We start from the raw sequence: 21,356 nt of genomic DNA on the forward strand, positions 1-21,356 counted from the left end.
GATGCGATCAACTTGCCGTGGGCCGTCGGGTCGCGGAGAGCGACGCCGGCTCTCCGCGCTGGCGCAGCACCATCGGCGATAGAACCGTGCAGGGCGAGCGCTCAAGGCCATCATCCTGATGTGGCCACCGCGCGGCATGGCGGCTCCCGGCAGTCAGTGGTCGGCCATGCTGAAAAGCAGACGTCGCAACGGGGCCCACGCAGTGGCCGAGGCGGTAGCATCGCCGGTGGCGGCCACGGTTTCGAGCCGTTGCGCCATGGAGGCGCCCTCTGCCGCTCCCAATGTACGCAGCACGGTGCGCAGGCTGTGCGCCAGCCGACGCAGCGCCCCCAGGTCTCCCGCGTGCAAAGCGGTATCCCCGTCTTTCAAGTCTTGGGAAAACTGGGCTGCGCACATGGCTTTGTATTCGCGAAACAGTGCGGCATTCCCACCGAAATAGGTATTCAGAAAGTCGCCGTCCTCGGCCGCGGGGGCCTCGCGGCACGTCGGGACCGCCGTGGCGGGTTTGTTTCGCTCCTCAGCCAGTGCGTCCTGCACACAGCTTTGCAGCTGCGCCACGGACGCGGGCTTGTACAAGATGCGCCATACGCCCATGCCTTTGAGCCCATTCTCGACACCTGCATTCATGCCTGCACTGAAGACCACGATCTTCGCCGCTCCGAGTCTTTCGGGGTGGTGCTGCAGCCGTTCGACCAACTCATAGCCAGATACGCCTGGCAGCATCAAATCGGTAATGATCAGCCGCACAGGCCGTTCGTCCAGCGATGTGAGAGCGCTCTCCGCGTCTGCGCAGACGACCAGATCAACCTGCTGGTCCTCCAGGGCCATGCCGATGAAGCGTGCGATCGAAGCATCATCCTCCACCACCAGCACACGCCGGACCGGAGTGTCCCCGGCGTGTGTCATGGATGGAGCGCGACAGCGGCGCTGGCATCCAGTCCGCGTGCCAGAAGCAAAGGCAGCTCGGTGACCAAGCGGGGCTTGTGGATGACATCCACGCCGTCGAGCGCAAACGCATAGGGAGCGCGTTGGGATTCGTCCAGCGAAGTCACGACAACAAGGCTGCTGTGGGTGAACTGGGGATGCGAGCGCAGCGTCATGATGAGCGCTCCGCCATCAATGCCGGGCAGCAGAAGATCCACGATCAAGATATCGGGTTGGATCTGGCCATACATCGCCAGCCCGGCAATGCCGTCATTGGCGATGTGCAACTGCCAGTCTGGGAAGTGCTGTTTGATCAGCAGGGATACCAGGTTCTGGAAATGGATGGAGTCCTCGATCAGCAGGATCTTCACGGCACCGGAGGCTTGGGCCTTGCGTTCACCCGTCTCCTGTGCCGTCCGGCCTGCAGGAGTGAACGGCTCTTGCGCGTGCGCATTGCTTGCGCGTGCACCTGGGCCTGGGTGCGTACCGCCGGAGCGCGAACGCAGCCACTGGGCGACCGAATCCCGCGAAATGCGCCGGTGCCCACCCGGTGTCTTCCAGGCTTGCAGCTCGCCGCGATCCACCATGAGTTGCACGGAGCGCACCGCCATGCCCAACATCCGCGCGGCCTCAAACGTAGTCAGTTGGTCGCCAGCAGTCGATGCGTCGAAAGGTGTGTCATTTTTCATGAGCACACCATTTTAGGTAAAAACAATGCTATTTATCTCGCATTGAAATGATCAAAATGAATTTTTTGAAACATTTGGTTTGCTGGGTGTCCATGGGCGAGCCATATGGCGGGACAGCCGGACGGCGGGCATCTGTCAGCACGCCACGGAGAGGTCGAGGGACGCGCAGTCGCGAATCCTCGAAATCATCTGGGAAGCGTCCAGGAGCAGCAGGGTGCGGTGCGAGCCCTCGTGCGTGACCTGTGCGATGCCGATGACCCCGTGCGAGTCTTCCGTACCGACCATGCCGGGCACCTCGCGGATTTGATCCCTGGTCAGCTCGACCACATCCGACACCGAGTCAACGACCATCCCAAAAGTGTCGTTGCCTACATTCGCGACCACCGTGACAGTGCTCGCAGTGAAGAGGGCGGTGATCCCGAGGCACACGCGCAAATCGATCAACGGCACGCTTTCACCTCGAAGGTCCAGCACACCCAGGATATGGGTGGGTGACCCTGCGATGCGTGTAGGCGATTCATAGAAGCGGATTTCCCGTACTCCCGAGATGGCGAGGCCATACTCCTGGTCGCCCAGGCAGAATGCCAGATGTTCTCCCGTTGTCGTGGGGCGTACGTTGCTGATGGTTGTCGATGTGTTCATATGCGCAGATGGCCGGTAAGGTGGAGTCTTCAGTTAAGTTCCGCAGGCATCGTGTCACTGGTGCGCGCGGGGAGGGTGATATGGAATACCGCGCCATGCGGTTGCCGGTTTTCGGCATAGATCTGGCCGCCCAGGGCTTCAAGAATCTTTTTGCAGATGGCCAAACCCAGGCCGGTGCCGCCCGATCCATCCTTCGTGGTGCTGGACTGCTTGAACGCCTCGAAAATCGTGGTGAGTTCGAAGGGCGGTATGCCAGGGCCGCTGTCGCCTACCGCAATGCGGATCTGCCCCTGGCTGTCCACTCTGGCATGGATCTGTATCTGGGACTCTTCAGGTGAGAACTTGATGGCGTTGGCCACCACATTGCGGATGACCTGCTCAAAGCGCACGGGATCGACCTTTGCGGTCAATGGCGCGTCGCCCAGGTTCAGATCCAGCAGGAGCCTGCGCTGCGCCAGCAAGGGCTGCAACTCCCGAAGCACTGGCCGTATGACCCCGCGTAAATCGACCTTTTCCAGATGGAAGGTTCCCACCGTGCTTTCCAGCTTGGCCACATCGAGCAAATCGTTCACCAGGGACAGCATGCGTTCACCCGCGCGGTGAACGTCCTCGAACATGGCAGCGAAGGCTGGGTGCGCTTTGGCGCGGTACATGCCCAGTTCTGAAAATCCCATGATGGATTGCAAAGGCGTGCGCAACTCGTGGCTCATGTTGGCGACAAACTCTGATTTCGAACGAGATGCTTCTTCGGCCGAGTCCCTCGCTTCGCGTGTCACCCTTTCAGCCTCACGGAAATCGCTCACGTCCATCAAGGTGCACAGAATGCCGGTGGAGACACCCTCGGAGTCGGCCACGATGGCCTTGGTCACCCGGGTGTCGCGCCAGGACTGGTTTCCATTCAGAACGCGCGTTTCGAAGCGGACCGTGCCACGCTCTCGCTTCAGTTGCTGGTCGGCCGCTTCGTGCACAACGGCTTCTTCCGAGGGCAAGAAGTCCTGCAGGCGCAGCCCGATGACGTCTTTGCGCCGTCGTCCCTTGTATTCCTCCCAGGCGCGGTTGACCAGCAGCAGGCGTCCATCCATGTCCGTCATGGAGATCGGAAGCGGGTTCATTTCCAGCAGCAGTCCGCGAAACTCCAGCTCGCTTCGCAGCTTTTGCTGAGCGATCCACCGCTCGGTAACGTCGACCGCACTGCCGGCAAAACCCACTACTTGCCCCTCGTGGAGCAAGGGGACCAGTGCCATGTCAAAAAGCTTCCTACGGCCATCATCAAGACGGACCGACGCCTGGCAATGGCGTGCCTTTCCACTGGCTCCGTTCTGGAACAGCTGGGCTACGGACTGTTGTGACCGGGGCTCCACCAGCTCGTGCAGCGGACGGCCGACTGGCGATGTCTGTCCATGGCTGCCAAGCGCTATCCACTGGGCGTTCACGAAGGTGATGTGGCCACTTTCATCGGTGCGAAAGATCACCTCCTGCACGCTTTGCATCAGCACGGCAAGCTCTCGCTCGCTCTGAGCGATCCTGTTTTGCGCATCCTCAGCCAGCAGTTGGGCGGACTCCCTCAGCCTCAAGCCGCGCCATGCGACCAGCGACAGGAGCAGCATCAATGCGCACGCACCACCGCCCAGCCAGAGGTAACCGACGGAGTCGTCCAGCCACCGGCTCAGCGCCAGCGCGCGCGGTTCCTCCACCACGATCACGACAGGGTGTGTCCTGGAGACGCGGAATGCCACGATCTGCTGCTCCCCACCCAGTCCTCTGCCAATGAAGCTGGCGTGTTCGCGCGCAGGGAGATGCTCTTGGAAAATGGGGAGCGACTGCATGCCGCTGGTCGGCAGGGTGATCGTCCCCGCTCCGGCCAGAAACTCTCCCTTGTAGGTCGCAACCGCCGAACTGTAGCCAGCTTTCTCGACGGCAAGCTGCTGGATGTTGGCGAGCGCGTCCGGGTTCAGGAGGCCCACGGCATAGACGGACTGCTGGTTCAGTGTCTTGAGCTTTCGCAGCAGCGGTATGAAGCCCAGTCCCTTGGGTGCCGCGATCTTGCCTGTGACGGAGGCCAGGCTACTGATCCCTCGTCCTGCGATCAGAGGTCCGATGGCGTTTTTGTCGTCCGCGGGCAAAGGACCCAGCCGGCGCATGTCTATCTGTATGCCCAGCTCGTCCGACGAGTTGCTGGCCAGTATCCGGCCTTCGCCGTTGATGACCAAGAGGCCTCTCATGAAGGGGACACCAAGCAGGGCATGTTTGAGCGCTTCGTCGCCACGGGACGGGCTTTCGATGATGTCCTCAAACACCCGCGACTCCGCAAGCGTAGCCAGTACGAAGAACGCGCTGTCCATGGTCCTCGTGGTTTGATCTTCCAGCATGCGCGCGAGCAGCTCGGCCTTCTCTCGATCGGCCTGGATCAACTGGTTGCGGTCCGTGGACGCCACCCAGGTGGTCGCCAGCCCTACCCCCAGCGTGAGCAAAACGCCCGACAGGAGGGCGACCGTGCTCAGTTGCCGTATCGAAAACGACGGCATGCGGCGCAGCGGAGAGCGTGAGGTGATGAACATCGCTAGCCTTCACTTGCCAGGTTCTTTGGCTCGCTCAGGACGAGTGCGAGCACCAGGGATGCGAAGCTCCAGCCTACGCCCGCCCACAGCCATTTCGCAAGGCCATCGTGCTTCTGTCCGATGGCGAGACGCACCGGTATTTCAGCAACCACCACCAGCGGCGAAATCTCCGACGAGCGAAATGCAACCACTTGCTGGCTGCCTTGAACGCCACGACCGATGTAGCTGTCAGCCTTGCCTGTCGAAGCAGGATGGCCAACCACTGGCAGTGCGCTGATGCGGCTTTGAGCGGGCATTGAGGCCCCAGTGCTCGCAACGATCAGGCCAGCGCTTGTCGCCAACGAGTACTGAAAATCAGGACGGCCCTGGTGCGATGCGCCATCTTGCAGCAAGGCCTGGGGATTGATCAGGGCCAGCAGGTGCATACGCCCCCTCGCGCTGTTGAGAAAGGAATGGTGAAGGACAAGTGCATGGGGCGGCGAGCGAAAAATCACAGTACGGGCATCCGATAGGCAGTCATGGGTGCTCCACCCGGCAGAGAAGGCGCCGGTAACGCCCCTCTCACCGGATGGCATTGCACCAAGACCATGAAGATCCACGAATTGACCCTGCTCGCCAGTGCGAGTGCTTGCATGCACACGTCCTTCCTCGTCCAGCAAGAGGGCGCCACACAGAGAGGGGGCGCTTGCCAGCACATTTCTCAATGCCTCGTTCAGCGAGATGGCGCCAAGCGGCTGCGCTTGCGAAGACAGCCTATCACCGAGATGGTCGAGCGCCAACATGCCGATGCGCAGCGTGCGACTGACCTGCTCCTCAGCCAGATCCACCGCAGCGCGGGCATGGCTTTCTCCCTGGTGCGCGGCCTCTTCGGGGGCAAGGATTGCCACGCCCACCGCGGCGAAAAACACCGCGGCGGCACCGAAGACACCTGAAAAGAGGCACAAGACAGCGAGCCCGGTTCTTCGTGGGCAGGAACGTGCCGGGCTGGACCGCCAGGCCTGCAAGCCACCAAGGCGCATCATGGCATCACAATGCTGCTGAGTCCGTTGCGAGCCGCCGCCGCCGCCAAGCGGCCGTCGCGCTTGATCCGGACCACGAAGTCATCCATGGTCTTGAGCCAGGCATCGTCGCCGGGTTTGACGGCATAGGCATACGGAAGCACGAACACAGGCTTGGGGGGGATCACCAGGCGCGCCCAGTCTGCGTTGTCGAGCAGGCGGCGGCTGTAGGGGTAGTCCGTCATGAACACATCGACGCGGCCACTTTCCAGTTCCCGCTCACGCGTCGCTGGCGGAGAGATCTTCACGACCTTTGCGTGCTTGAGCCGCTCTGTCATGACCGGCTCCATGAAGGTTCCCGTCTGCACCGCCACCGCAACCCCCGGCTGGTCGATGTCAGCCCACTCCTTGACCACGGCATTGCTTTTGGTGGTGACACCGTAGATGTCGCTGCTCAGGTAGGGCTGGGTGAATTTGAGCGCCGCCATGCGCTGCGGCAGCATGCCGATGGCGAACATCGCCACGTCGCAGCGGTCGCCGCGCAGGTCGTCGATCAGCGTGGCAAAGGACGAATCGACGTACTCCACTTTCGCTTTCAGGTCGTTGCCCAGTGCAGCAGACAGTTCGATGTCGATGCCACCCAGTTGCTGGGTGCGCGGGTTTCGGTAAGTGATTCCGTAGTAGTCCGGCCAGATGCAGATGCGAACGGAACGCTGGCCTTGAACCTTGTCCAGCACGGTGCCAGCCGTAGCAGGAAAAGCAGCTGTCATGCAGAACGCGAAAGCCACAGAGTAGGAGCGCGGGAGTGAAGGCATGGTCGGAGTCCTGAGTGTGTAAATGGGGTTTCAGGCCGCGTCGATGAGGTCCGAAAACGTCGGGCGGTCCCGAGTGATCTGAAGGCGCAGGGCGTCGAGCGTGGCGATGTTGTCGACGAACGCATCCACCACGACGGGGTCGAAGGCCGTGCCGCGCAACTCCACCAACATCTCCAGCGCTTTCTCCGCGCTGAACGCAGGGCGGTAGACGCGGTCCATGGTCAGCGCGTCGTAGAAGTCCGCCACCGCGGTGATGCGGCCGCAGAGCGGGATGGCCTCACCGCTCAAGCCTTTGGGGTAGCCTGTTCCGTCGAAGCGCTCGTGGTGCGTCAATGCGACTTCCGCGGCCAGGCGGAACACGGGAACGCGCGAGCTGCTGAGGATCTTGGCGCCCATTTCGGGATGCTGCTTCATCACGGCGCGCTCTTCGTCGGTCAGCGGCCCCGCCTTTTTCAGGACGTGATCCGGTGTGCCAATCTTTCCGATGTCGTGCATGGGGGCTGCACGGCGAAGCATGCGCGCGAACATTGTGTGGACCCCAGATGCAGCGCCAGTGCTTCGGCCAGATATCCGATCCGGATGATATGAACGGATGTGTCGTCGTCGCGGAACTCTGCCGCCATGGAGAGGTGCAAAAGCGCTTCATGGTGCGCGCGTGTGACCTCCCGCAATGCCTCGTTGCGCTCCCTGTACATGTGACCGAAGTCTTCAACGAAGCGCTCCATCTGCGCGGCCGCCTCTTCTGCAAAGCAGCGGGGCTCTTCCCGGGGCGCCAGCGGTGTCGTTCGGACGGCAGTCATGCCGCTGCTTCCGCGCGGTAGACGGCTTCCAGGACCTGCAAGGTGCTGAATGGTTTGACCAGATACTCGTCAGCACCGGCCTTTTCGCCGTCGCGCCGATCTTCCGCCTGGCCGCGGGCGGTCAACATGATCACCTTGGTATGTTTGAGCGCAGGATTGGACTTGATGCACCTGCACACGTCGAGGCCCGACAGAGCGCCCGGCATCATGACATCGAGCAGCACGACATCCGGCAAGATGTCGCGTGCCATCTGCAAGCCCGCCTCGCCGTTCGCTGCTTCATGGATGTCGAAATCCTCGAACTCCATCGTCATCTTCAGAAGCTTTCGAATGTCTACATGGTCTTCAACGATCAATACGGTTTTCATGGCTGCCTCTTGCATGTCTGCTGTGTGTCCGTCATCCGGGCCCCGGGATGCGGGAGATGAGAACGGGTAAAAAATTGGAGTGGCCAGGGGGCTCACCGCCCATCCACAACCGTCTTGTGGTCGTGAGCCTCTAGGCCGAGATGAGCTGGGGCGATGCATTCGATCGGCGCAGCCCGACGGCATCGATCTGGCTCAAGGACGTTTCACCCGACTTCAGGCGGAAAAGTCGCATGGAGTTGCTCACGCCCTGGACCTGGCCGTGCACGGATTGCGCCGCGGCGGCGAGTTCCTCCACCATCGACGCGTTTTGCTGCGTGATGGAATCCATGTGGGACACCGCTTCGTTGATCTGGGAGACGCCGACCTTCTGCTCTCCGGCCGCGGTGCTGATTTCATCCAGGACCGAGTTCACCTTCCCGATGGACTCCAGAACCGCCTGCATGCGTTCGCGTGCTTGTGCGGCGCTGGTCACCCCCGCCGTGACGCGCGTCCCGGATTCGATGATCAAATCCTTGATGTCCTTCGCGGCTGTGGCCGTGCGTTGCGCCAGGGCGCGAACCTCCGAAGCCACCACTGCAAATCCGCGGCCCTGATCTCCTGCGCGTGCGGCTTCGACGGCGGCATTGAGGGCCAGGATGTTGGTCTGGAAAGCAACCCCTTCGATCAATTGAATGATGTCCTCGATGCGCTTGGAGGAGGCAGCAATGTCCTGCATGGTGGCCGCAAGGCTCTGCACGGCTTCGTCGCTGCGGCGAGCGACTTCGGCAGTCGTGTGCGCCATGTGGGCTCCGTGGTTGGCGGAGCTGGCGCTATTTTGGATCGTGCCGTTGATCTGTTCCATGGAGGCGGCAGTCTGTTGCAGGTTGCCCGCCTGCGCTTCAGTGCGCGCCGAGAGGTCGTTGTTTCCAGAGGCTATCTCCTGGACGGCGATGTCCAGATGACCGACTTCTTCACGGACATCGCTGACCACGGTGCGCAGGTTCACGCTGACCTGGTTGAGCGCCTGCTGCAGTTGGCCCACGACGTCGCTCGCACCGGTTTCCACTGCGTGCGACAGGTCGCCGGATGCCAGGCAATTGGCGTCCCTGACCAAACGACGCAGTGGACTGACGGCAAAGGCGCGGATCAGCGCGAAGCTCCCGAGCACCGCGGCCGTTGCGACGGCGCCAGTCACATACCAGGCGGCACCCAACAGGGCAGGGGTCACGGTGGCCGTTGCAGCGGCCGCCTGCACGGCCATCACCTTGCTGGCCACTGAGGGGTGGGCCAGGCGCTTGATGCGCCCGAGCAGGCCCCTTTGCACGATGGCGCCGCGGTGCAGGCCATAGCTGGCCCGGCCTGAATTGCTCTGCCGGTTCAGTATCTCGTAGAAGGCTTCTGCTGCCCGCACCTGCTCCCTCGTCGGGGTCGTGCGCACCGAAAGAAAGCCTGTGATCTGGTTGCCGTCCATCATCGGAGTGGCATTCGCTTGAACCCAGTAGTGGTCGCCATCCTTGCGCCTGTTCTTCACGATACCCGTCCATGGCACGCCGGACTGGATCGTTTCCCACATGTCGCGGAAAGCTTCCGACGGCATGTCAGGGTGCCGCACGAGATTGTGTGGCTGCCCCAGCAACTCCTCTCTCTGGAACCCGCTGACCTGCACGAAGGCCCGGTTGCAGTAGGTGATGCGGCCCTTCAGGTCGGTCACAGACACCAGGGTTTCGTTCGCGGGGAATGTGAACTCTCTTTGGCTGACTGGGTGGTTGTTTCGCATCTTGGCTCCTTCGCTGAGTGGTCTGTCCGCAGTCGCGGCTGTCTGAAATCATCTTCAAGTTGCTTAAATGATAATTCTATCGCCTGGGAGATGTCAAATATGATTTTGCAGTTTTTGACTTGGATCAAGACTCTGGCTGTGCAGTGCACCGTTCTGACGCCGACGAAATGCAGAATTACTGCTCGAAGGCTGCTAAAGATCGAAAAAAATTGCGCGTTGTGCGAATTTTTCACGCCATCAATGATTTTTGCCGGCGTTTTGAGCAAGGCATGGCCGTTGGCTTTCATGACATCGCAATGTCAAAAACTGCCTTTCTCCGTAAGTTTCGCTTAAGAAATGATAAATATGATCTAAATGAATTCGGATTTCGCAGCCTGCCAGAACCCACGGTTAGCGCCGGGGCGGTATTCGAAGAAGAAGTAAGAGGTCTGTGAGCTCTGCGGGTGCGCCCGAGAGCTCATGGGCCACCAGAGGCCGTCATACCCAAGAGGGGCATCACTTATGAAAAACTTGAAGATTTCCACACGTCTCTACGGCACCTTCGGCTTGCTGGTGCTTTTGCTCGTGGGGCTGGCCGTCGTGGCGCTGCTACAGATGGGCTTGGTCAATGCTGCGACCACTGATATCGCGGACAACTGGTTGCCCAGCGTGCGGACTGCCAATGCGCTCGATGCCAAGGTCAAGGAACTGCGCATAGATCTGCTCAACCACGTGTTGAACACCGACGCTGCCACCATGGCCAGCATCGACCAGCGGATCGAGGCGGACCGCAGCGCGGTCGGCAAGCTCCGCAGCGAGTACGAGAAGCTGATCAGCAGTCCCGCAGAGCAAAAGTTGTATGAACGCTTCTCGGAAACTTGGCGCCAATACAGGGAGGCCAACGACCATGCCTTGGACTTCTCGCGCAGGAACGAGAACGACAAGGCGCGTGAAGTGCTGGACGGCGAGTCCCTGAAGTTCCACACCCAGATCAAGGCTCAGCTGGACGAGCTCGTCAAACTCAACAGTCAAGGAGCCGATGCTTCGCGCGATAGTGCTCATCAAGCCTACGCAAACGCTCAAAAAACTTTGCTGATCATTGCGATCGTCGCCATATCAATGGCAGTCGCCGCCGCCATATGGCTGGTGCGCTCCATCACACGCCCTTTGGCCGTGGCGGTGGGGGTGGCGCAACGGGTCGCTGCGGGAGACCTGACGGCCACCATCCAGGTGTCCTCCCGCGACGAGATGGGGGAACTGCTGGGTTCGCTGCAAAGCATGCAGCAAAGCCTGGTTCGTACCGTGGGCCTGGTGCGCGAAAACTCCCAGAGCGTGTCCACTGCATCTTCAGAAATATCTCAGGGCAACAGCGACCTGAGCAGCCGCACGGAGCAACAGGCCAGTGCGCTGGAGGAAACCGCGGCATCCATGGAGGAGCTGAACTCCACAGTCCGCCAGAACGCGGACAATGCACGGCAAGCCAACCAATTGGCAATGAGCGCCTCGTCGGTGGCCGTGCATGGCGGCGAGGTGGTCGGCCAGGTCGTGGCCACGATGCGCGAGATCAATGAAAGCAGCCAGAAGATTGCCGACATCATTGGCGTCATCGATGGAATTGCATTCCAGACCAATATTCTGGCGCTCAACGCCGCAGTCGAAGCGGCCCGCGCCGGAGAGCAGGGCAGGGGCTTTGCTGTGGTCGCCTCCGAAGTGCGGAACCTCGCGGGCCGCTCGGCTGATGCGGCCAAGCAGATCAAGGCCTTGATTGGCGCCAGTGTGGAGCGCGTGAGCCAAGGTGCGTCCCTTGCCGACCAGGCTGGCGAAACCATGAGCGAAGTGGTGGGCTCGATCAAGCGCGTCACCGACCTCATGGGTGAGATCAGCGCGGCGAGCACCGAACAGAGCCAGGGCGTGGCCCAGGTCGGCGAGGCGGTGACCCAGATGGACCAGGTGACCCAGCAAAATGCCGCGCTGGTCGAGGAGATGGCCGCTGCCGCCAGCAGTTTGAACAATCAGGCGCTGGAACTGGTGCGCGCTGTCGACTTCTTCAAGCTCTCCGACGAGCGTGAGGCCGCGTTCGGCTCCGTACCCGCGGCGGCGCCCGCGCCGACTGCGGCTGTGCGATTGAGCAAGCCCGCCAATGCACGCACCATCGCCGCGGGCCGGAGGCCCGATGCGCGACCTGTGTTCGCGGCGCCCCAGCTGGCTGCTGCCGCAGGCAATGTGGATTGGGAAGCCTTCTGAGGCGGGTGTGTGTGGCGGGGAGCTTGGCGCAACCCCGATGGGTTTCGGCGGAATCCAGGCGCGATGCCCAGCTGCATTTCTGCAATCTCGGGGAAGGACTTGGATAGCTTCACAGCCCAACGGCTCGGCAGCGGGGAGAATGGGCGGAAACCACCCGCAGTGCGGGGTGCAGGCGCAAGCCGTCGCCGCTAGGCTACGATTTCCGATCTGAAACCCTTGATGCCACCAGCGAACATGGAACAACCCGCCGAGTACAACGCAGCCCGCCAGGGCGACTCCGACGGCAGCCCGCGGCCAAGCGAGCGGACATGGTCGGTGACACCCGACGTGATGATGGTGGCAGACGGTGCGGGGCGCCTTCTCGATGTCAATCCGGCTTGGACGCGCACATTGGGGTGGAGCCGGGAAGAGAGCCTGGGCCGGAGCTTCGAATCGTTCGTCCATGCCGCGGATATGCCCGCGACCCAGGAGGCCTTCAGGCAGCTGCAGCGCGGCGAGCCGGTGCTGCGGTTCGAGAACCGCTACCGTGCCAAGGATGGAAACTACCGCTGGCTGTCGTGGATCGCGGTGCCTGAAGGCAACGAGTTTCGGTGTTCGGCGCGGGACGTCACGCAGGACAAGACAGCGTCCGAAGAGCGCTCGAGGCTCTGGGCGCTCTCTTCCGACATGCTGGCCAGGGCCAACTACGAAGGCATGATGACCGCGGTGAACCCCGCGTGGACGGCGGTGCTGGGCTTTGCACCCGAGGAGTTGCTGGCCACCCCCTATGTGGACTTCATGCACCCTGAGGATGCGGGCGTGACGCTGGCCGCGCTGGAGTCCATGGGGCAGACCGGCGATCCCACGCGGTTCGAGAACCGCATCCGCTCTGCCGACGGGCAATGGAAACACATCGAATGGACGGTGTCACCAGAGCCGGGTGGCGTCTATTTCGTGGCGGTGGGCCGTGACGTGAGCGAGCAGAAGGCCCGCGAGCGCGAGTTGGCCGAGGCCCAGGCGCTGCTGCGGCAGGCGCAGAAGATGGAGGCCGTAGGCCAGCTCACCGGCGGCATCGCCCACGATTTCAACAACCTCCTGAACGCCGTATCGCTCAATCTCGAGATGCTGTCGCGCCGCGTGGAGTTGGGGCAGTACGACGGTCTGGCCAAGTACATCGGCACGGCCCATGCATCGGTCAAGCGCGGCGCCACCCTCACGCAGCGCCTGCTGGCTTTCTCGCGGCGGCAGACCCTCGATCCCAAGCCGATCGATGTCAACCGGCTGGTGGCCGGGGTCGAAGACATCGTTCGTGGCGCCGTAGGCCCCTCCATCCACGTCGACGTGGTGCTGGCAGACGACCTGTGGCCCGCCAACGTGGACGCGTCGCAGCTGGAGAACTCCATCCTCAATCTGTGCATCAATGCCCGCGATGCGATGCTGCCGGAGGGTGGCAGGTTGGCCATCGAAACCGCCAACCTGTGGCTCGACAGCCACCAGGCGCGCGCGCGCGAGCTGCCGCAGGGCGAGTACATCTCTCTGGCGGTGTCGGACACGGGGTCGGGCATGGCGCCCGACGTGGTCGCGAGAGCGTTCGAACCCTTCTTCACCACCAAGCCCCTGGGGCAGGGCACAGGCTTGGGGCTGTCCATGGTGTACGGCTTCGTTCGGCAATCGGGCGGCCAACTGCGGGTGCAGTCCGAGGTGGGCCGGGGCACGACGATCCAGCTGTACTTTCCCCGCCATGTCGGCGCAGTGGCCGCGCCGCAGCCGCTGGCCGCCGATGAGGAATCCGCCACGGGCGGTGGCGAGGTCATCGTGTTGATCGACGACGAGGAAGCGATTCGCGTGGTGGCGGCCGAGGCCCTGGGCCTGGCCGGCTACCAGGTGTTGCAAGCGCAGGACGGGCCCTCCGGGCTGGCGGTGCTGCAATCGGGCCGACGGGTGGACCTGCTCGTGACGGACGTGGGCCTTCCCGGAGGCATGAACGGCCGGCAGGTCGCCGATGCCGCCCGGGTCGTCCGCCCGGGGCTCAAGGTGCTGTTCATCACCGGCTACGCAGCGACGGCGGCCGTTGGCAACGGGCATCTCGATGCGAACATGCGGGTGCTGACCAAGCCTTTCGAAATGGCCGCGCTCGCGAACAAGATCGACGAACTTCTCAAGCACTGACCACAGGCCCTCGCCACCCCGCGGTCGGCGGATGGCCAGGCGCGCGGCGGGCCGGTGTCGGGGCATGGCCCATGGTCCATCACCCCGTGCAGCCCCCTGCCGACGGCATGTGGCGCCGGCCAAACTGCGCCCTCGACCTACACAAGAAGTCTGTCCATCGGGTGATGCTGTTCGATGTGCCTGCTGCGGCGTGCACATCCCCACGACGACACGATGGACACACCCATGGACCACCATACCCAGCTTTCTGTTTCGCGGAGGGGCCTGCTGATCGCCGGTGCTTCCACAGCCGCCATGACCGCGGTGCCCGGCCAGGCGGGGGCGCAGACACCGCCCACACCCGTGCCCGAGGTGCCACACCAGCGCATGGCCTTGAAGGTCAACGGCACGGAGCACACCCTCCACCTGGACACGCGCACCACCTTGCTGGATGCCTTGCGCGAGCACTTGCAGCTCACCGGTACCAAGAAGGGCTGCGACCACGGCCAGTGCGGCGCCTGTACCGTGCTGGTGAACGGACGGCGCGTGGTGTCTTGCCTCAGCCTGGCGGTCATGAACGAGGGCACGAGCGTCACCACCATCGAGGGCCTGGGGACACCGAAGGCGCCCCACGCCTTGCAGGCGGCCTTTGTGCGGCACGACGGATACCAGTGCGGCTACTGCACGCCGGGGCAGATCTGCTCGGCTGTGGGCGTGCTCGACGAAATCAGGCAGGGCATGCCCAGCCATGCCAGTCCCGACATCGTGGCCCAGCCCCTGGTCTCGGCCGACGAACTGCGCGAGCGGATGAGCGGCAACCTGTGCCGCTGCGGCGCGTACTCCAACATCATTGATGCCATCACCGACGTGGCGGGGAGGGCTCGCACATGACCCCCTTCACCTACGAACGCGCAACATCGCCCGTGCAGGCCGCAGCCGCCTTGGCCGCACGGCCCGGCGCCCGCTTCATTGCCGGTGGCACCAATCTGCTTGACCTGATGAAGCTGCAGATAGAGACGCCCGTGCACCTGGTGGACGTGAACGCTGCCGGCATGGGCACGGTGGAGCCCACGGCGCAGGGTGGCCTGCGCATCGGCGCGCTGGTGCGCAACAGCGACCTGGCGGCCCACCCCCGGGTGCGGCGTGACTACGGTGTGCTGACCCGCGCGCTGGTGGCGGGCGCGTCGGGCCAGTTGCGCAACATGGCGACCACCGGCGGCAACCTGCTGCAGCGTACGCGCTGCCCATACTTCTACGACACCCACATGCCCTGCAACAAGCGCCTGCCCGGCAGTGGCTGCTCGGCGCTGGGCGGCGTCAGCCGCCAGCATGCGGTCATCGGCGCCAGCCAGGACTGCATCGCCACCCACCCGAGCGACATGGCCGTGGCGTTGCGCGTGCTCGATGCCACGGTGGAGACCGTCGATGCCGCAGGCCAGGCGCGCGTCATCCCGATTGCGGACTTTCACCGCCTGCCCGGCAACACGCCGCACATCGAGACCGCTCTGCAGCCCGGCGAGCTCATCACCTCTGTCACGCTGCCCGCCCCGGTGGGTGGCACGCACACCTACCACAAGGTGCGCGACCGGGCGTCCTATGCTTTTGCATTGGTGTCGGTGGCCGCCATCGTGCAGCGCGACGGCAGCGGCCGGGTGGCGCTGGGCGGCGTGGCGCACAAGCCCTGGCGCGTGGGGGCGGCCGAGGCGCTGCTGCCGCAGGGCGCGAAAGCCACGGCCGACCGCCTGCTGGCGGGCGCGCGCCCCACGCACGACAACGCATTCAAACTGCCACTGGCCGAGCGCACGCTCGCTGCCGTGCTGCAACAGGCCAGGAGCTGACGCCATGAAGTTCGACACCCCCGCCACCGTCAATCCCATTGACCAGCTCAAGATCATCGGCCAACCGGTGGACCGCATCGATGGCCTGCTCAAGACCACCGGCACCGCCCCCTACGCCTATGAGCGGCACGATGTGGCGCACCGGCCCGCCTACGGCCACGTGGTGGGCGCGGCCATCGCCAAGGGGCGCATCCGCAGCATCGACCTGGCGCAGGCGCGCCGTGCGCCGGGCGTGCTTGCCATTGTCACGGCCCAGACGGCCGGCAAGCTCGGGCAGGGCAAGATGAACACGGTCCCGCTGCTGGCCGGGCCACAGGTCGTGCACTACCACCAGGCGGTGGCCCTGGTCGTGGCCGAGACCTTCGAGCAGGCCCGCGCCGCGGCACAGCTGGTGCGTGTGGACTATGAACGCACCCCGGGCGCCTACGACCTGGCTGCGGCCAAGGACTCGGCCACTGTGCCCGACAGCATCAACGGCGACGCGCCGGACACGGCCATCGGTGACTTCGACGGCGCCTATGCCGCAGCGCCGGTGAAGGTGGATGCCACCTACACCACGCCCGACCAGTCGCACGCCATGATGGAGCCGCATGCCACGCTGGCTGCGTGGAAGGGCGATGAACTCACCGTGTGGACATCCAACCAGATGATCGCCTGGGGCCAGGGCGAACTGGCCACCACCCTGGGCATCCCCAAAGAGAAGGTGCGCCTGGTGTCGCCTTTCATCGGCGGAGGTTTTGGGGGCAAGCTGTTCCTGCGCGCCGATGCGCTGCTGGCCGCGCTGGGCGCCCGAGCGGCCCGGCGGCCGGTCAAGGTGGCGCTGCAGCGCCCGCTGATCGCCAACAACACCACCCACCGGCCCGCAACGATCCAGCGGGTGCGCATCGGCGCTGCCGCGGACGGCCGCATCACCGCCATCGGGCACGAGAGCTGGTCGGGAGACCAGCCCAAGGGCTCTGCCGATGGCGCCGTGGACCAGACCCGGCGGCTGTATGCGGGGCCCCACCGCATGACCGCCACCCGCCTGGCCGTGCTGGACCTGCCCGAGGCCAATGCGATGCGCGCACCCGGCGAGGCCACGGGCCACATGGCGCTGGAGGTCGCCATGGACGAGCTGGCCGAAAAGCTGCAGATCGACCCCGTGGAACTGCGCATCCGCAACGACACGCAGGTCGTGCCGGACACCGGCAAGAAGGGCCGGACAAAAGACAGCGCCGCAGCGGACAAGCCCTTCTCTCGCCGTGAGCTGGTGCAGTGCCTGCGCACGGGCGCCGAGCGCTTTGGCTGGAAAGAGCGCAAACCGCAACCCGCCCAGCGCCGCGAGGGGCGCTGGCTGGTGGGTCTGGGCGTAGCGGCGGCCTACCGCGGCGCGCCAGTTGAAAAATCGGCGGCCCGCGTGCGCCTGGATGGCCAGGGCCTCATCACCGTGGAGACCGACATGACCGACATCGGCACCGGCAGCTACACCATCATTGCCCAGACTGCGGCCGAGATGATGGGCGTGCCGCTCGAGCGGGTGCGGGTGCGGCTGGGAGACTCCAATTTTCCCGTGTCCTCCGGCTCGGGCGGGCAGTGGGGTGCTGCCAGCTCCACGTCTGGCGTGTATGCGGCCTGCGTGAAGCTGCGCGAAGCCATCGCCCGCAAGCTGGGCATGGATCCGGCGACTGTGCAGTTCGCCGACGGCCAGGTGCAGGCCGGCGAGCGCAGCGTGCCCTTGGGGCAGGCGGCCGCTGATGGCGACATCACGGCCGAAGACGCCATCGAATTCGGCGTGCTGGACAAGAAGACGCAGCAGTCCACCCTTGGCGCGCATTTCGTGGAGGTGGCTGTGGACGCCTACACCGCGGAAATCCGGGTGCGCCGCATGCTGGCCGTGTGCGCCGCGGGCCGCATCCTGAACCCCAAGTCCGCGCGCAGCCAGGTGATCGGCGCGATGACCATGGGCGTGGGCGGCGCGCTGATGGAGGAGCTGGCGGTGGACACGCGCCTGGGCTTTTTCGTCAACCACGACCTGGCGGGCTATGAGGTGCCGGTGCACGCCGACATTCCCCACCAGGAGGTGATCTTCCTCGACGAGGTGGATCCCATGGCATCGCCGATGAAGGCCAAGGGTGTGGGCGAGCTGGGCATCTGCGGCGTGAGCGCAGCCATCGCCAACGCCATCTACAACGCCACCGGAGTGCGCGTGCGGGACTACCCCATCACTCTGGACAAGGTCCTGGCCGGCATGGCCCGCGCCGCATGAGGACTGTGCCGTCACGGCATCAGCGCTCATCCATGGCTTGAAGGGGAGTGGCAGCACCCAATGAACTATGGGGCACTGCGCAGAGCTTCGACGCGCAGGCGGGAGTAGACTGCGCGCTTCATTCAATCCTTCGCCCACCGGCTTCCGGCACGGCCTGGCTGCACCAGCCACGCCATGCGCCTGCCATCCAAGGCCCACCATGATCTGCGCGATGTTGCTGTGCGTTGCTGCTGCGTCCTCCGCAGGCGCTGGGGAGGACCTCTGGTTTCCGCTGTACGGCGATCCGCAAGAGACGGGCGTGAACCTGGTGGAAGTCAAGCCCGAGCCCGTGGGATTGGACCAGCGTGTGATGCTGGACCTGCGCGTCTCGCGCGACAGGCCGCGCACATCCTTCCAGGGCCAGAAGTACCGGTCCTACTATGCGAAGGTGGTGGTGCATTGCCCGTCGCAAACGGCTTGGTATCTATCGCTGTCGTACTACGGACTTCCGCTGTGGAAGGGAGAGGTCGTGGGCCGCGAGGACTATGCGGAGGGCAAGGCCCCTGTGCTGTTCAAGGACGTGCCGGGGGAGCCCTACAAACGCATGATCGCTGCGGCCTGCAAGGTCCGGGGATAGCGGCGCGCCCCGCCCTGGCCTGGGCTGTTTCTGCAGTGGCCTCTCAGGCGGGTTCGTGCCCGAGCCGGAACACGGACACGGCGTGCACCAGTTCCTGCGACTGCGTGCTCAAGCTGAGCGCCGCCGCCGACATCTGTTCGACCAGTGCCGCGTTCTGCTGGGTGGCGGCATCCATGTGCACCACCGACTGCACCACCTGAGACACTTCGTGGTGCTGGTGCCTGCAAGCGGTGTTGATCGCAGCCACCAGCTCGGACACCTTGTGGATGGCGCTCACCGCCTCGCCCATCGTCGCACCGGCGCTGTCGACCAGGCCTGAGCCGTGCTCCACCCGGCTGACACTGGTATCGATGAGGTTCTTGATTTCCTTGGCGGCCTGGGCGCTTCTCTGCGCCAGGTTGCGCACCTCGCTGGCAACGACCGCGAAGCCGCGGCCCTGATCGCCTGCGCGGGCCGCTTCCACGGCGGCATTGAGCGCCAGGATGTTGGTCTGAAAGGCGATGCCGTCGATGACGCCGATGATCTCGGAGATCTTCTGGGAGCTGTCGTGGATGCCCTTCATGGTCTTGACCACTTCCTGCACCACCGAGCCCGCGTTGTTCGCCACCGAGGCGGCGACACCTGCGATGCGGTCCGCTTCGGTCGCGTTGTCGGCATTCTGGCGAACCGCCGAGCTCAGCTGCTCCATCGTGGCGCTGGTTTGCTGCAGCGTGCTGGCCTGGTGTTCGGTGCGGGTCGACAAATCCTGGTTGCCGTTGGCGATCTCCTGGCTCGCGGCTGCCACGTTGTCTGCGTTGTGCCTGACGGTGCGCACGGCGTCGGACAGGCGGTGCGACATCGTGGCGAGTGCGGCCATGGCGCTTTCCGAATCCCCGTCGCGCAGCCGGATGGCGCGGGCCAGGTCGCCGTCGGCCACCGACTGGGCCACATGCTTGAGCGCATGCGGGTCCGCGCCCAGTTGCCGCACCACGGAACGCAAGTACAGCGACAGTCCCAGCAGCGCTGCCGCGATGCCTGCCATGACGGCAATCACGATATTGCGGTCCAGCGATGCCAGCGACTGGATCTCCTGAATGCGAAAGGCCAGGCGGTTGCCTTGGCGGGTTTTTTCTGCCGCCAAAGGCTGCAAAAGCCGGTTGCGGGCCGGAATGGTCTTGTCCACCAGGAAGGCGAACGCTTCCTCCTTTTTTCCGGCCTGTATGAGTTTGACGTTCTCCTCGCCCACGGCCCAGAACTCCGTCATCAGCGAGGGCAGCGGGGCGAACGCCCGGCGCCCATCCTCGTCCATCATGTTCTTGCCCAGGTGGTCCAGATGGTCGAGCAGCAGCTTTTTCTTGGCCCCGATGTCCGCAAGCGTCTCCGCGAGCTCCGCAGGCGTGCGGGCCAGGATGGCATGGCGAAGCTGCAAGGACGTGCGGGTGACGTTGAGCTCCAGTTCCCCGATGGTCACCAGCTGCGGGACGTTGGTGAGGTTGACGCGGTCCGCTGCCTCCGTCACCTTGTCCATCATGGACCAGACGATGACTGCTGCGATCACGAGCACGCTGATCAGCGACCCATTGATGAGCGCAAGCCGTTGCGCCAGAGAGAGACTTTTCATCGGATTTCCTGTGGTCGTCAATCTTTTGAAATACCGACCGGATCGCGTGCCTGTTTTGCGCAACCCAACAGGGCATGCGCCAACTCCCTGAGGGGGAATAACTCCCTGTGGGGGAAGGTTTTCCCCGCATGGCCGCGAGCACGTCCAAATGCCGTCCAGACCAGTGTAGGGAAAGCACAAAATGCTGCAAGTTTTTTCTTGCGTGCTTGTCGTCCGCTCCTTTGATGGAAGCCTGGCCACATCCGATGCCGTCCCAATGGCGCTTTACATTGGACTGTGCTTCGATGAGCCGCCGCAGGAAGTTTTGCGCCCAAGTCGCGCTGCTGGCTGACACCGTTGAGCGGGTCGCGCCGTAGCATGATCGACTGGATCAAAAAGCCATTCACGCCGTGCGCATCGCGACCTGGAACATCAACCACATCAACAAGCGGATCGACCTGCTTGTGGACTGGCTGCGCCGCACCAGTCCGGATGTCGTTGCGCTGCAGGAGCTCAAATGCCCGGCGTCGGACTTTCCGGCTGCGGCCCTCGAAGCCGCGGGGTACCGGTCCCTCGTGGTGGGACAGCGAACGTGGAACGGCGTCGCGCTCCTCTCGCGTGGACAAGAAGAACCTCTGGCGGTGGCAACCGCACTGCCGGGCGATTCCTCGGACAAGCAGGCACGCTATGTAGAGGCTGCCATCCATGGGGTGCTCTTCGCCTGCCTGTATCTGCCCAACGGCAACCCCCAGCCGGGCCCCAAGTTCGACTACAAGCTCAGCTGGTTCGACCGCCTGCAGCAGCGTGCACAGGCGCTCTGGGACTCCGGCCACCCGGTGGTACTGATGGGTGACTGGAACGTGGTGCCGACCGACGCGGACATCTACAAGCCCGATACCTGGCGCAACGACGCGCTGCTGCAGCCCGGGCCGCGCGCCGCCTTTGCCCAGGTGCTGGCGCAGGGCTGGACCGATGCCATTGCCAAGGTGCATCGCACCAGTGTGCCGTTCACGTTCTGGGACTATCGGCGCAAGCGCTGGGAGCGCGATGCGGGTCTTCGCATCGACCACATCCTGGCGGGGCCGTCCCTGAAGGTGGTGGATGCCGGTGTGGACCGTGAAGAGCGTGCGCGGGAAGGCGCCAGTGACCATGCGCCGGTGTGGGCCGAACTCTCGCTG

At 64.1% G+C, this 21,356-nt stretch carries 16 protein-coding genes and 2 pseudogenes; 8 read left to right on the forward strand and 10 right to left on the reverse strand.

The genetic code is table 11. The features are described 5' to 3' along the window. Window positions 1–153: 153 nt before the first annotated feature. The 9 genes and pseudogenes from ASG27_RS11890 to ASG27_RS11935 all read right to left on the reverse strand — a co-directional run bounded on the left by ASG27_RS11890 (window position 154) and on the right by ASG27_RS11935 (window position 9,550). Window positions 154–906, reverse strand: a complete 753-nt coding sequence (locus ASG27_RS11890) for an Hpt domain-containing response regulator (protein WP_056417196.1) — start codon at window positions 904–906, stop codon at window positions 154–156. Further along, window positions 903–1,613 (reverse strand): helix-turn-helix domain-containing protein, encoded by a 711-nt coding sequence (locus ASG27_RS11895; protein ID WP_056417198.1) that lies wholly within the window; start codon window positions 1,611–1,613, stop codon window positions 903–905. The genes ASG27_RS11890 and ASG27_RS11895 overlap by 4 nt, the downstream gene beginning before the upstream one ends. 135 nt (window positions 1,614–1,748) lie before the next feature. Next, complete coding sequence (locus tag ASG27_RS25955; protein ID WP_082485957.1) at window positions 1,749–2,255, reverse strand: chemotaxis protein CheW; 507 nt, start codon at window positions 2,253–2,255, stop codon at window positions 1,749–1,751. 29 nt (window positions 2,256–2,284) lie between these two features. Beyond that, the gene (locus ASG27_RS11905) at window positions 2,285–4,813 is read right to left on the reverse strand and encodes a sensor histidine kinase (protein WP_235504022.1); all 2,529 of its coding nucleotides are present in this window, start codon (window positions 4,811–4,813) and stop codon (window positions 2,285–2,287) included. Between the two features lie 2 nt (window positions 4,814–4,815). Further along, window positions 4,816–5,835, reverse strand: a complete 1,020-nt coding sequence (locus ASG27_RS26720) for a hypothetical protein (RefSeq protein ID WP_156370703.1) — start codon at window positions 5,833–5,835, stop codon at window positions 4,816–4,818. Continuing rightward, entirely contained in the window at window positions 5,832–6,581 is a 750-nt protein-coding gene (locus tag ASG27_RS11920; RefSeq protein WP_235504050.1) for an ABC transporter substrate-binding protein, read from the reverse strand. Before ASG27_RS11920 ends, ASG27_RS26720 begins: the two co-directional genes overlap by 4 nt. A 75-nt stretch (window positions 6,582–6,656) precedes the next feature. Then, window positions 6,657–7,426: pseudogene (locus tag ASG27_RS11925) on the reverse strand (HD-GYP domain-containing protein). Continuing rightward, entirely contained in the window at window positions 7,423–7,794 is a 372-nt protein-coding gene (locus ASG27_RS11930) for a response regulator transcription factor (RefSeq protein ID WP_056418243.1), read from the reverse strand. Before ASG27_RS11930 ends, ASG27_RS11925 begins: the two are co-directional and overlap by 4 nt. Window positions 7,795–7,924: 130 nt before the next feature. Continuing rightward, window positions 7,925–9,550 (reverse strand): methyl-accepting chemotaxis protein, encoded by a 1,626-nt coding sequence (locus ASG27_RS11935; protein WP_056417215.1) that lies wholly within the window; start codon window positions 9,548–9,550, stop codon window positions 7,925–7,927. Between the two features lie 119 nt (window positions 9,551–9,669). Here ASG27_RS11935 and ASG27_RS26725 point away from each other — a divergent pair, with 119 nt between their 5' ends. The 7 genes from ASG27_RS26725 to ASG27_RS11965 all read left to right on the forward strand — a co-directional run bounded on the left by ASG27_RS26725 (window position 9,670) and on the right by ASG27_RS11965 (window position 18,599). Next, window positions 9,670–9,984 (forward strand): hypothetical protein, encoded by a 315-nt coding sequence (locus tag ASG27_RS26725; protein ID WP_156371524.1) that lies wholly within the window; start codon window positions 9,670–9,672, stop codon window positions 9,982–9,984. 67 nt (window positions 9,985–10,051) lie between these two features. Next, a complete protein-coding gene (locus tag ASG27_RS27870; RefSeq protein ID WP_056417221.1) occupies window positions 10,052–11,773 on the forward strand; it encodes a methyl-accepting chemotaxis protein in 1,722 nt (573 codons plus the stop codon). Window positions 11,774–12,007: 234 nt separating this feature from the next. Next, window positions 12,008–13,921 (forward strand): hybrid sensor histidine kinase/response regulator, encoded by a 1,914-nt coding sequence (locus tag ASG27_RS11945; protein WP_162240446.1) that lies wholly within the window; start codon window positions 12,008–12,010, stop codon window positions 13,919–13,921. 225 nt (window positions 13,922–14,146) lie between these two features. Continuing rightward, the gene (paoA, locus tag ASG27_RS11950) at window positions 14,147–14,791 is read left to right on the forward strand and encodes an aldehyde dehydrogenase iron-sulfur subunit PaoA (RefSeq protein WP_056418246.1); all 645 of its coding nucleotides are present in this window, start codon (window positions 14,147–14,149) and stop codon (window positions 14,789–14,791) included. Further along, on the forward strand, window positions 14,788–15,738 hold the full coding sequence (locus ASG27_RS11955; protein WP_056417225.1) for an FAD binding domain-containing protein: 951 nt from the start codon (window positions 14,788–14,790) through the stop codon (window positions 15,736–15,738). Before paoA ends, ASG27_RS11955 begins: the two co-directional genes overlap by 4 nt. Before the next feature lie 4 nt (window positions 15,739–15,742). After that, window positions 15,743–17,983, forward strand: coding sequence for an aldehyde oxidoreductase molybdenum-binding subunit PaoC (gene paoC / locus ASG27_RS11960; RefSeq protein ID WP_056417227.1), 2,241 nt, complete (start codon window positions 15,743–15,745; stop codon window positions 17,981–17,983). A 199-nt stretch (window positions 17,984–18,182) separates the two neighbouring features. Then, the gene (locus ASG27_RS11965) at window positions 18,183–18,599 is read left to right on the forward strand and encodes a surface-adhesin E family protein (protein WP_056417229.1); all 417 of its coding nucleotides are present in this window, start codon (window positions 18,183–18,185) and stop codon (window positions 18,597–18,599) included. Between the two features lie 43 nt (window positions 18,600–18,642). Here ASG27_RS11965 and ASG27_RS11970 read toward each other — a convergent pair whose 3' ends face one another. Continuing rightward, the gene (locus ASG27_RS11970) at window positions 18,643–20,199 is read right to left on the reverse strand and encodes a methyl-accepting chemotaxis protein (protein ID WP_056417232.1); all 1,557 of its coding nucleotides are present in this window, start codon (window positions 20,197–20,199) and stop codon (window positions 18,643–18,645) included. A gap of 389 nt (window positions 20,200–20,588) precedes the next feature. Here ASG27_RS11970 and ASG27_RS27990 point away from each other — a divergent pair. Beyond that, a pseudogene (locus ASG27_RS27990) lies at window positions 20,589–21,338 on the forward strand (exodeoxyribonuclease III); the annotation flags it as partial. Window positions 21,339–21,356 lie beyond the last annotated feature (18 nt).

The organism is Acidovorax sp. Leaf191, assembly GCF_001424425.1.
Taxonomy (GTDB): domain Bacteria; phylum Pseudomonadota; class Gammaproteobacteria; order Burkholderiales; family Burkholderiaceae_C; genus Acidovorax.